The organism is Allotabrizicola aquatica (SeqCode) (assembly GCF_965194375.1).
Taxonomy (GTDB): domain Bacteria; phylum Pseudomonadota; class Alphaproteobacteria; order Rhodobacterales; family Rhodobacteraceae; genus Tabrizicola_A; species Tabrizicola_A aquatica.
This window is the reverse complement of the sequence record NZ_CBDAEL010000004.1, coordinates 198,609-210,191: the sequence shown is the minus strand read 5'-3', so window position 1 is coordinate 210,191 and position 11,583 is coordinate 198,609. Positions and strand designations below refer to the sequence as shown.

General features: G+C 62.2%; 9 protein-coding genes. 5 read left to right on the top strand and 4 right to left on the bottom strand.

The features are described from left to right. Positions 1-61: 61 nt before the first annotated feature. Entirely contained in the window at positions 62-1,189 is a 1,128-nt protein-coding gene (prfB, locus tag AC72UB_RS08060; protein WP_463288516.1) for a peptide chain release factor 2, read from the top strand. 145 nt (positions 1,190-1,334) lie between these two features. Continuing rightward, complete coding sequence (locus AC72UB_RS08055; RefSeq protein WP_505189301.1) at positions 1,335-2,117, top strand: DUF2189 domain-containing protein; 783 nt, start codon at positions 1,335-1,337, stop codon at positions 2,115-2,117. A gap of 53 nt (positions 2,118-2,170) precedes the next feature. Here AC72UB_RS08055 and AC72UB_RS08050 read toward each other — a convergent pair whose 3' ends face one another. The 4 genes from AC72UB_RS08050 to AC72UB_RS08035 form a co-directional block, all read right to left on the bottom strand. Further along, positions 2,171-2,692 carry a bactofilin family protein gene (locus tag AC72UB_RS08050; RefSeq protein WP_463288514.1) on the bottom strand — a complete coding sequence of 174 codons (522 nt, stop codon included), beginning with the start codon at positions 2,690-2,692 and terminating at the stop codon, positions 2,171-2,173. Next, positions 2,682-4,013, bottom strand: coding sequence for a DUF5930 domain-containing protein (locus AC72UB_RS08045; RefSeq protein WP_505189300.1), 1,332 nt, complete (start codon positions 4,011-4,013; stop codon positions 2,682-2,684). Before AC72UB_RS08045 ends, AC72UB_RS08050 begins: the two co-directional genes overlap by 11 nt. Before the next feature lie 159 nt (positions 4,014-4,172). Then, complete coding sequence (locus tag AC72UB_RS08040; protein WP_505189299.1) at positions 4,173-4,994, bottom strand: ferritin-like domain-containing protein; 822 nt, start codon at positions 4,992-4,994, stop codon at positions 4,173-4,175. 15 nt (positions 4,995-5,009) lie between these two features. After that, complete coding sequence (locus tag AC72UB_RS08035) at positions 5,010-5,471, bottom strand: peroxiredoxin (RefSeq protein ID WP_463288511.1); 462 nt, start codon at positions 5,469-5,471, stop codon at positions 5,010-5,012. 285 nt (positions 5,472-5,756) lie between these two features. Here AC72UB_RS08035 and AC72UB_RS08030 point away from each other — a divergent pair, with 285 nt between their 5' ends. The 3 genes from AC72UB_RS08030 to AC72UB_RS08020 all read left to right on the top strand — a co-directional run bounded on the left by AC72UB_RS08030 (position 5,757) and on the right by AC72UB_RS08020 (position 11,582). Beyond that, a complete protein-coding gene (locus AC72UB_RS08030; protein WP_505189298.1) occupies positions 5,757-9,134 on the top strand; it encodes an AsmA-like C-terminal region-containing protein in 3,378 nt (1,125 codons plus the stop codon). A 2-nt stretch (positions 9,135-9,136) separates the two neighbouring features. Beyond that, complete coding sequence (queA, locus tag AC72UB_RS08025) at positions 9,137-10,168, top strand: tRNA preQ1(34) S-adenosylmethionine ribosyltransferase-isomerase QueA (protein WP_505189297.1); 1,032 nt, start codon at positions 9,137-9,139, stop codon at positions 10,166-10,168. Between the two features lie 175 nt (positions 10,169-10,343). After that, positions 10,344-11,582: an MFS transporter gene (locus AC72UB_RS08020; protein WP_505189296.1), complete on the top strand. Its 1,239-nt coding sequence runs from the start codon at positions 10,344-10,346 to the stop codon at positions 11,580-11,582. Position 11,583 lies beyond the last annotated feature (1 nt).

Here is an 11,583-nt window from a genome sequence, read left to right as displayed (position 1 = left end):
TGCCGCTTGCCCCGCCTTGCGCCACAGGCTATCACGCGGCGCGAAGATCAAGGATGACACGATGCGCGCCGAGACCCAGAACCATATCGATCAGATCGAGAAGTCGCTGAAGCTTTTGGCGCAGCGTCTGGACTGGGAAACCGCGCCGCATCGGTTGGAAGAATTCGACGCGCTGATCGAAGATCCCAATCTGTGGAACGATCCGGCCAAGGCGCAAAAGCTGATGAAAGAGCGTCAGGCGCTGATGGATGCCATTGCGGCCTATAAGCTAATCGACGGTGGTCTGCGCGACAATGTCGAGCTGATCGAATTGGGCGAGGCCGAGGGCGACGCCGAGGTTGTGACCGAGGCGGAAGCCGCGCTGAAGGCGCTGGTCGCCGATGCCGCTCAACGCGAGCTTGAGGCGCTGTTGGACGGCGAGGCGGACGGCAACGACACCTATCTGGAAATCAACGCAGGCGCGGGTGGCACCGAAAGCTGCGACTGGGCGTCTATTCTGGCGCGGATGTATGTTCGCTGGGCCGAGAAGAAGGGCTATACCGTTGAAATGCAGTCGGAAACGGCGGGCGAAGAGGCGGGCATCCGGTCGGTCAGCTACAAGATTTCCGGGAAGAACGCCTATGGCTGGCTAAAGTCGGAATCCGGGGTCCACCGCTTGGTCCGCATTTCGCCCTTCGATTCAGCGGCGCGGCGGCATACCTCGTTTTCCTCGGTCTGGGTCTATCCGGTGGTCGATGACAACATCGAGATCGAGATTCAGGACAAGGACATTCGCATCGACACCTATCGGTCCTCGGGCGCGGGTGGGCAGCACGTGAACAAGACCGACTCGGCCGTGCGGATTACGCACTTTCCAACCAATATCGTGGTGACCTCGTCGCTGAAATCGCAGCACCAGAACCGTGACATCGCCATGCAGGCGCTGAAGTCGCGGCTTTACCAGTTGGAGTTGGACAAGCGCAACGCGGCCATCAACGAGGCGCATGAGAACAAGGGCGATGCGGGCTGGGGCAACCAGATCCGGTCCTATGTCTTGCAGCCCTATCAGATGGTCAAAGATCTTCGGACCAGCGTGGAAACCAGTGACACGGGCGGTGTGCTGGACGGTGATCTGGATAAGTTCATGGCGGCGACCTTGGCGCTTGGCGTGGCGGGCATGGGTCGGGCCGAGGCGAATTCCGAAGATTGAGGCGCGCCCGAGTTGATTGGTGCACCGCGCTGTGAGCCCCGGTACATGGCCGAAGGCTGCGCCGAGCGCGTTGAATTCGATGCATAAAATACATCTTTGGTAATACAATGTCCTGTGCGTAGGGTTTCCCACCATGGAGACTGCAATGACCCCAACGCCCGCAGATAAGCCCGAAGTCCTGCATGTTGACCTAAGCGATCTGACACAGGCCCTGACCGCCGGTTGGCGTGATTTTCGTGCGCAGCCGTTGTTTGGTCTCTTTTTCGCTGGGATTTATGTGCTGGGCGGCTGGCTGATCGTCTTTTCCCTGACCGCCAAAGGTCAACTGTGGTGGAGCCTGCCGGCCAGCGCCGGGTTTCCGATCTTGGGTCCGTTCGTGGCCTGCGGGTTGTATGAGGTGTCACGGCGGCGCGAAGCGGGTGAACCTTTGATCTGGGGGCAGGTGCTTGGTGTGGTGTTCCGGCAAATGGATCGGCAGATCCCGTCGATGGCGGCGGTGATCGTGGTGTTCTTTCTGTTTTGGAATTTCTTGGCGCATATGATTTTTGCGCTGTTTCTGGGCAAAGCAACGCTGACCAATATCACAACATCGGCTGAAGTGTTCTTGACGCCCGAAGGCGTGGCGATGTTGGCCGTGGGCACGGTTGTGGGGGCGATTTTTGCCACGCTTTTGTTCGCGCTGACGGTGGTCAGTCTTCCGATGCTGTTGGACCGCGAGGTGGATTTCGTCACCGCCATGCTGACTTCGCTGGGGGTCGTGACCGAAAGCCCCTTGGTCATGCTGGGCTGGGGCGCATTGATTGGGGGCAGCTTGTTTGTGGCCATGCTGCCGGGGTTCGCGGGGCTTTTTGTGGTCTTGCCCGTCTTTGGCCATGCAACTTGGCATTTGTACCGTCGCGCAATCGCATGGGAGCGCGAAGGCCCATGAAAAAGGGCACCACGGCTTGGCCGGGTGCCCTGTGTGATCTTGTAGATCGGCTCTTAGCCTTGCACGTCGTCCTGCGCCTCAGCCGCAGGGGCCGCGGCACGGGCCTGCGGGATTGGCGCGCGGCCAGTGGCCAAGGGGTCGTCCTGCCGCTGCACGGAGCCTTCGAAATGCGCTCCCGATTCGATGGCGATGGTCTTGTGAATGATGTCGCCTTCAACCTTGGCGGTCGAGGTGAGACGCACCTTCAGGCCGCGTACGCGGCCAATGACGCGGCCATTCACCACGATATCGTCTGCAACGATCTCACCCCGGATGGTGGCGGTTTCGCCAACGGTCAGAAGATGGGCGCGGATGTCACCTTCGACGGTGCCTTCAACCTGAATGTCACCCGTGGTGCGCAGATTGCCAACGACGGTCAAGTCGGACGACAGTACAGAAGCCGCAACTTTGCCCTTGGGCGCGGTCGGGGTGAAATCCATCGAGGGTTTGGTCACAGGGGTCTCCGGGGCTTTCGGCTTGTCAGACTCGCCCGCTTTTGCCGGGCCGGGTTCGTTGATGCGGCTTTTAGAAAACATTGGTCGCTGCCTTTATGAACGTCATCGGGTTGACGGCATTGCCACCAATCCTGACCTCGTAGTGAAGGTGTGTGCCGGTGGATCGGCCTGAATTGCCCATATCACCGATCCGCTCGCCGCGCGACACTTTTTGTCCGACCGAGACGCGCATTTGCGCCAAATGCGCGTAGCGGGTTTCGATGCCAAAGGCGTGCTGGACCTTGATCAACCGACCATAGCCCGAGGACCAACCGACAAAGGTCACCACCCCATCGGCGGTGGCATGGATCGGCGTGCCGTAGGCGGCGGCAAAATCGGTGCCGGCATGCATGCGGGTGCCCCAGCCCTTGGGATCTTGGCGCGCGCCAAAGCCCGAGGTGAAGCGGTAACGGCCTTTGACGGGGTTGTCGAAGGGCGCTTTGAACGCGGCAAGACGGTAGAGATTCATCCGGTCAAGCCCGGCCAGAATGGCATTGGCGCGGGTTTCTTCTATGGACGGCACGCCTTTGGTCGAGAGCGACAGGGGGGCCAGAGGCCCGCCTTGCCCGTCATAGCCCTTGCGGACCGTCTCAAGAAGATCGTCGGGGTCCATGCCGGCGGCGTTGAACATTTTCTCCAAAGGCTCAACCGAGACGGTCAGCGCCTCTTCTAGGCGTATAAAGATGGCGTCGTTGCGCAGTTCAATCTCGCGCCGTTCCGCGGTATTTTGGGCGATCTGTTCGGCGGCTTTGTCGGCCAAGCCTTGAATGCGGTCACGTTCGCGCGCGGTACCATCGAGGCTGCTTGCCAGAAACTCCAGCGTATCCTTGGTGTCTTGCGCGCGGCCAGCTTCGGTGTTGGCGCCACCGGGTGCCGCCGCCAAGGCCGCGCGGTCAAGTTCTGCACGCGCCTCGTCGCGTTCCAAAATCGTGCGGCGCAGCGTGTTTTGGATCACATCAATCCCGGTTTCAAGTTCGCGCCGCCGGTCTTCCGAGGCAAGAAGCCGGGCCTGCATGGTTGCGACCTGTTCCAACGCAAGATTGAACCGCTCTTGCGCCGAGGCAGCCTCTTCGGCGCGCAGATCGCGGTCGATCGAGAGCGTGTTCATCCGCTCTTCGTACAGCACCTGTTGGCGCAGGACCTGTTCCCGCGAGGACCCGGCCGAGATCGAGTCAAAGATCAAAATTGCGGTGGCCAGAATGGTCCAAGCCAGCGCAAGCCCGCCCACCACGACCGCAGTGGCCTGCGTGCCCGGGCGCAGACGAATGAACCGGGTTTCAGTATCAGACTTCAAGAACAGGCGTTGTTCGGGAAAGTACCGCTCAATCGTCTGGTGGATCCGATAGGCAAAGCGCATCAACACGTGGGGCGTTTCCGGGACTAAAGGACAGATGCAAGCCCGCCCTTGGCGCGGCCACTTCTGATTAGCGGCGGCTTGGTGACCTCGCAACAGCTTTGCGCGGCAGGGGGCGGATCGGTCCTTTGGGCGGGGTCATATCGGCGAGTTTCTGCCGAAGTACCTTCAGGTGCGGTTTGGGACAGTCTCGGCCAAGGGCCAATAAAAGTCGGGCGGCAGTCCGGCCTCAGCGCGCTTTTCTTCATTGAAGGGCGGTTTCAATGTGCCGGGAAAATAAGTGCGCACCAGCTCGTGGAATTTGTCTTTCGGATCGAATCCCTCGCGGCCGCAGAGCCAGTTGAACCATTTAGAGCCATAGGCGACATGGCCGACCTCTTCGGCATAGATCACCTCAAGGGCCGCGCGGGTGTCGGGGTCACTGGCGCGCTCAAAGAGCTCGATCATGCCCGGCGTCACATCCAGGCCACGGGCTTCCAGCACCATCGGCACCACGGCCAACCGCCCCATGAAATCTTGCGCGGTGTCAGCGGCTGCGCGCCACATGCCGGCATGGGCGGGCAGGGCGCCGTAGTGGCTTCCAAGTGCTTCAAGCCGGTCTGAGACCAGATTGAAGTGTTTGGATTCTTCATCTGCCGCTTTGACCCAATCGTCATAATAACCAAGTGGCATCGGCTGATGGGCAAAGCGTGCGATGATGTCCCAGTGCAGATCGACAGCGTTCAGCTCGATATGGGCCACCGCATGCAACAGCGCGAGGCGTCCCGCCGGGCTGCCGGGGCGGCGGCGCGGCACGTCGCGGGGGTCGAGCAGTTCGGGGCGGTCTGGGCGGGCAGGAAAATCTGGGGGCGCGGCGGTGCCAATCGGCAGCGGCTGCCCGGCGTTGCGCGCGGCAAACCACGCTGCCGCATGGGCATGCGACAGCGCAGTCTTGGCGCGACCGTCGGCGCAGCTCAGCACCTCGACCGCCATTTCGGCAAGCGATTTCATGCCCGCGTCTCCGCCTTACAGCGCTTGTGCTGCGGCCAGAACCTCATCGGCATGGCCCTTGACCGAGACTTTCGGCCAGATCCGCGCGACGCGCCCTGCGCCGTCGATCAGAACCGTGCTGCGTTCGATGCCCATATAGGTCTTGCCATACATGCTTTTCTCAACCCAGACGCCGTAGTCCTCACAGGTCGTCCCGCCCTCATCCGAGGCGAGGATGATTTGCAGGCCGTGTTTCTTGCAAAACTTGTCATGGGCTTTGACGCTGTCTTTGGACACGCCAATCACCGTGGTGCCAGCGGCGGCAAAGTCGGCGGCGCGGGCGGTGAAATCCTGCGCTTCCAGCGTGCAGCCGGGGGTGTCGTCTTTGGGGTAGAAATACAAGACCACTTTTCCGGGGCGAAAGCCGGACAGGGTCACGGTGCCGCCGCCATCACGGGGCAGGGTGAAATCGGGGGCGGTGTCTGCGACGGTCAACATGGGCGGCTCCTTGCTTTTGTGAGGCGGGTCCTTGGCGATCTAGTTGCCTTTCGTCAAAGATAAAGGCAAGCCCGCGCAAAGGATCGACAAAGTGCCTGGCCGCAGGCAAATCAAGGGCCAGATCATTGGCGAGAGCATGAGGCGGTGTCAGGCAGGGATGGGCCAAGGGCGATGACAGAGCAGGGGCAACAGATGGCCGGGTCGGGGGATGAACCCCCGTCCGCGCCCGTTGGGCCGCTGACTGCCGTGTCGGAACCATCGGCTGCACCCGCACCGCAACCCGCCATGTCACAGCGCAAGATGCGCCGGACCGGCCTTCGCTGGCGGCTTGCCACCGTCGCACTCGCGCTGGCGCTGGTTTTGGGTGTCTTTGGCGTGGTGGGGCGCACCATCCCACTGCCGATTTGGATGGTGGCCGAGGTGGAAGCTCGGCTGAACCGCGATCTGTCCGCGGCGGCGCCCGATGTGGCGTTGGCGCTTGGCATGGTCGATCTGACGCTGGATGAGGATTTCATCCCCCGGCTTTTGCTGCAAGATCTGCGGCTTCTGAAGCGGGATGGCACGACGCTTCTAGCCTTGCCCGAGGTGCGGATTTCCCTGCAAGGGCGGGCGTTGTTGTCGGGCGAGGCGCGGCTGTCGTCCCTGCGCATCATCGGGGCGCGGCTAGTGGTCAAGCGCGACACAACGGGCCGTTTTGATGTCGCTGTGGGCGAGGCGGCGACGCTGGGCGCTGCACCGGCGCTCACCGGCTTTGGTGATCTCTTTGACCAGATTGACCGGGTTCTGGCCCTGCCGGGGTTGGAGCATCTTTCGCGGATCGAGGCGGAGGGCCTGTCTGTCGCGGTGAACGATCTGCGCAGCGGTCGGGTTTATGAGTTGGGCGACGGGCGCTTGACGGTGGACAACCGTGCGGGCGCGCTTGCCGCAGAATTGTCGGTGTCGTTGCAAGGACAGGCACGGACGCCGGGGCGGGCTGTGGTGCAGCTCGTCACCGAAAAGGCGCGTTCTGTTGCCCGGATCACGGCTGAATTCAACGATATCAGCGCCGCAGACTTGGCCGCCCAAGCGCCGCTCTTGGCCCCCTTGGCCAGCTTGGATGCCGCAATTTCAGGCCGATTGGCGGCCGAATTGGGGGATTCCGGTGTCACTGCACTCGATGGCCAGCTGGACATCGGCAAAGGTGCCTTGCGCCCGACCCCTGCGGCTGTGGCCGTGCCCTTTGATCGGGCGGCGTTTTCATTGGCCTATGCGGCAGATACTGGCCTTGTGACCCTGTCGCGGATCGAGGTGGAAAGCCCGACCCTGCGGGCGCAAGCCTCGGGGCAGACCTATCTTGTCGACGCCGGTGGTGCGCGGTTGATGGGGCCGCTCGGCGGCGCAGTTCCGGCGGCCTTTGTCACCCAAATTCAGCTTCAGGATGTGATGATCGACCCCGCCGGGGTCTTTGCCGAGCCTGTGCGCTTTTCAACAGGTGCGCTGGAGTTTCGGCTGGGGTTGGAACCTTTTGCCGTCGAGATCGGCCAGTTCGCGCTTGCCGAGGACCAGCGCAGGCTTGTGATGACCGGGCGCATCGGGGCGGATGCGGCGGGGTGGACAACGGCGCTGGACGTGACGTTGAACGAAATTTCGAATGACAGGCTTGTGGCGCTTTGGCCAAAGTCGATTTTGGGCCGAACCCGCGACTGGGTCGGGCGCAACCTTCTGGATGGCAATCTGCGCGACATTCGAGCCGCCTTGCGGCTTAGTCCGGGGCAAGAGCCTCGGCTGCACCTCTCTTACGCGTTTGATGGGGCCGATGTGCGGTTTCTGCGCAGCCTGCCGCCGATCGAAGGCGGCAAGGGATATTCCACCATTGAGGGGCTGACCTACACAATGGTCATGACCGAAGGACAGGTCACCGCCCCCCAAGGCGGGCAGATTGACATGGCCGGATCGGTTTTTGCCGTGCCCGATGTCTCGGCCAAACCGGCGATGGCGGAGATCCGGCTGTCAACCCGGTCCAGCCTGACGGCGGCCTTGTCGCTCTTGAACCTTCCGCCCTTCAATTTCATGACCAAGGCGGACAGGCTGGTCGATCTGGGCGAGGGGCGGGCTGAGATTTTAACGCGACTGACCCTGCCGCTGCAGGGACGCGTTGGGTTGGCGGATATCCAGTATCAGGTCTCGGGCACGGTGTTTGACTTTGCCTCGGACAAGTTGGTGCTAAAGCGCCGGATCACCGCCGATCGGCTGGCTGTGACGGCAAGCCCGGCTGGGATTGAAATCACCGGGCCTGGCCGTCTGGGCGAGGTCGATTTTGATGTCACCTATGCGCAGGGGTTTGGACCCGATCAGAAAGGTCGCTCCTCTATCCGGGGCACCGCCACACTGTCGCAAAAGGTGGCAGAGGAATTTGGGCTGGGCCTGCCTGCGGGCATGGTCTCGGGCGACGGGCGGGCGACGGTTGAGATTGATCTGCAGCGCGGCGCGCCGGGACGGTTGCGCCTGCGCTCGGATCTGGACGGCATTGGATTGACCTTGCCCGAGCTGGCATGGACCAAAGGCCGCGGCTCAAAGGGCGTTCTTGAGGCCGATGTGACCTTGGGTGAGGTGCCGCGCGTCGACCGGCTGGCATTGAATGCGGCAGGGTTAAAGGCTGATGGAGCGATTTTCCTGCGCCCCGGCGGTGGGCTTGAGACTGCGCGTTTCCTACGGGTAACGCTGGACGAATGGTTGGATGCCGGTGTCGAGTTGACGGGGCAGGGGGCGGGCAAACCGCTGGCGATTGCCCTGACCGGTGGAACTGTAGACTTGCGCCGCATGCCAGAGCCCGAGGCGCGTGGTACCAGCGCAAGCGGCAAAAGCGGGGGGGCCTTGCGGTTGGATCTGGACCGGCTGATCGTCAGTCAAGACATCGCTCTGACCCGGCTGCGCGGCGATTTCAGCCTCCTTGGCGGCTTTAATGGGGCGTTCACGGCTTTGATGAATGACGGTCCTGAAGTGACTGGCACCGTGGTGCCGAGCCGCCATGGGACCGCGGTTCGCTTGCGCTCAGACACGGCGGGTGAGACCTTTGCCGCTGCTGGCGTGTTCATGGCGGGGCGCGGCGGGCGCATGGATATGACGTTGACCCCGCGTGAGCAGCGCGGCCACTATGACGGTCGGTTGACGATCCGCGATGTGCGCGTGCGCAATGCCTCGGTGCTGGCGGAACTCTTGAACGCGATCTCGGTGGTTGGGCTTTTGGAGCAATTGAACGGCCAAGGGCTGGTCTTCAACACGGTCGAAGGCGAGTTTCTGCTGACGCCGCAGTTGATCGACCTGCGCCGGGGATCGGCGACTGGGGCCAGCCTTGGCGTCTCGCTGACCGGGGTCTATCAGACCGGATCGAAACGACTGGCGATGGAAGGTGTGATCTCGCCGGTTTATCTTTTAAACGGGGTCGGGGCCGTGCTGACGAAGCGGGGCGAAGGTGTGTTTGGCTTTAACTACACGCTGCAAGGCACGGCCGAGGCGTTGGAGGTCGGGGTAAACCCCCTTTCGATCCTGACGCCGGGCATGTTGCGTGGGCTGTTTCGCGGTGGCCGCTCGGCTGCGCCTGAAGCCATGCCTGAAGCCACGCCTGCGCCGGACAGCGCGCCGGCACAAAGACCCCGACCAAGACCGCAACAAGGCAGGGACTGAACGTGAAACTTTCGGATTTTGACTTTGATTTGCCCGAGGCGTTGATTGCGACCCGCCCCGCGCGCCCGCGCAGTTCGGCCCGGCTTTTGCTGGCCAAGGGGGACCAGATCAGCGACCATCATGTGCGCGATTTGGTCGAGATTTTCCAGCCGGGCGATGTTTTGGTGTTGAACAACACCAAGGTCATTCCCGCGCGCCTCAGCGGCACGCGGCGCCGGGGCGATGCGGTGGCCAAGGTCGAGATCACGCTGTTGGAGGCCACGCCAAAGGGCTGGCGCGCCCTTGCCAAGCCCTTGCGCAAGGTGCTGGCGGGGGAAGAGATCGTGTTTTCCGATCAGCTTTCGGCCCGGGTTCTGGCCAAGACCGAAACCGATCTGGAACTGAGCTTCAACCTGACGGGCGATGACTTTGACGTGGCTTTGGCGGCGGCCGGGCAAATGCCCTTGCCGCCCTATATCGCGGCCAAGCGCGCGGCAGATGCGGCCGACAACGATGATTACCAAACCGTCTTTGCCCGCCACGCTGGGGCCGTGGCGGCACCGACCGCCAGCCTGCATTTTGACGCGCCCTTGCTGGAGGCCCTGCACGCGCGCGGGGTCGAGTTTGTTGAGGTGACGCTGCACGTGGGGGCGGGGACGTTTCTGCCGGTGAAGGTGGAAGATGTCACCACCCACCGGATGCACGCCGAATGGGGCGAGGTGACCGAGGCGGCCGCAGCCCGGATTGCCGCCGCCAAGGCCCAAGGTCGGCGGGTCATTCCCGTGGGCACAACCGCGCTGCGCCTGATCGAAAGTGCGGGCGTCTCGGGCCAGATCACGCCGTGGCGTGGGCCGACGGATATCTTCATCTATCCCGGCTTTCCGTTCCAAGTGGCCGATGCCTTGATGACAAACTTCCATCTGCCGAAATCCACGCTGATGATGCTGGTCTCGGCGCTTATGGGCAAAGAGCGGATTGATCGAATTTATGCCCATGCCATTTCGACGGGGTATCGGTTCTTTTCCTATGGCGATGCCTCGCTGTTGATCCCCTGACCGGGATGCCCGATGCCCGACCCCGGAGGGTTTCACACCCTCCGGACCTCCCGTGGAGTATTTCGCAAGGCGCAAGACCTTTGGGGGCGGCAGCCATAGGCCGATGGTCGCAAAAGTCGCGTGATCGGCGCGCGCCTGCGTGGTAAGTGCCAGCAGACACATAGGGAAGCCCGCAATGCTGAAAGTTCTGGCCCAGACCTGGCCCTTGATGGTGGGGGTCATGCTGTTGATGGTTGGCAACGGGGTGCAGGGCACGCTCTTGGGCATCCGCGGCACGCTGGAGTCCTTTTCCACCTTTGAGATGTCGATCGTGATGTCGGCCTATTTTCTGGGCTTCCTGATCGGCTCGCGGCTTGCGCCGGCGATGATCCGCAATGTTGGCCATGTGCGGGTGTTCGCAGCGCTTGGATCTTTGATCTCGGCGGTCTTGGTGCTTTATCCGATGCTGGTCGAATGGCAAGTTTGGGCCATCATGCGCGTGGTCATCGGCTTTGGCTTTGCGGGCATCTATATCACGGCGGAAAGCTGGCTGAACAACACCGTGACGAATGAGACGCGGGGGCAGGCGCTGTCGGCCTATATGATCGTGCAGATGCTGGGGATTGTCGCCAGTCAGGCGCTTTTGGGCTTTGGCGATCCGTTTGGGTATGAGCTGTTCTTGATCCCGTCCATCTTGGTGTCTCTGGCCTTTATGCCGATCCTTCTGGCCACCAGCCCCGCGCCAACCTTTGATGAATCGGCCCGTCTGGGGTTTCGGGAGTTGTTCAAGATCTCACCGGTGGGCTTTGTGGGCATGCTGATTTCGGGCGGCGTGTTCTCGGCGATGTTCGGCATGGCCTCGGTCTATGGCACGCTTTCCTTGATGAGCTTTCAGCAGATCGCGATGTTCACCACCGCGCTTTATGTCGGCGGGTTGATCTTTCAATACCCGGTTGGCTGGCTGTCAGACCGCATGGATCGGCGCACGATCATGCTGTGGATGTCGGTCGCGGCGACGCTGGTGATGGCGGTGGCGGCTTTTGTCAACCTTCCGTTCGTGGCGCTGCTGGTCGTGGCGGCGATCTTGGGCGGCATCACCTATCCGATGTATTCGCTGATCATCGCCTATACCAATGACTATCTGCAGAAAGAGCAGATGGCTGCGGCCTCGGCCGGGTTGATCTTTCTCAACGGGTTCGGCGCGATTTTCGGGCCCTTGGTGACGGGATGGTTGATGGGCGTTGTCGGGCCGATGGGGTTCTTTTTGTTCATCGGTCTCCTTTATGCGCTGCATTCCGGTTACATTGTCTGGCGCATGTCGCGCCGTGCCGCGCCTGCGGTGGCGGGTGCCTATCGCGGGATGTCGCCAACCGCTTCGTCGGTGGCAGCAACGGCGGTTCTTGAGCGCGGGCAAGAGGGCTCAGGGCGGTCGTGAA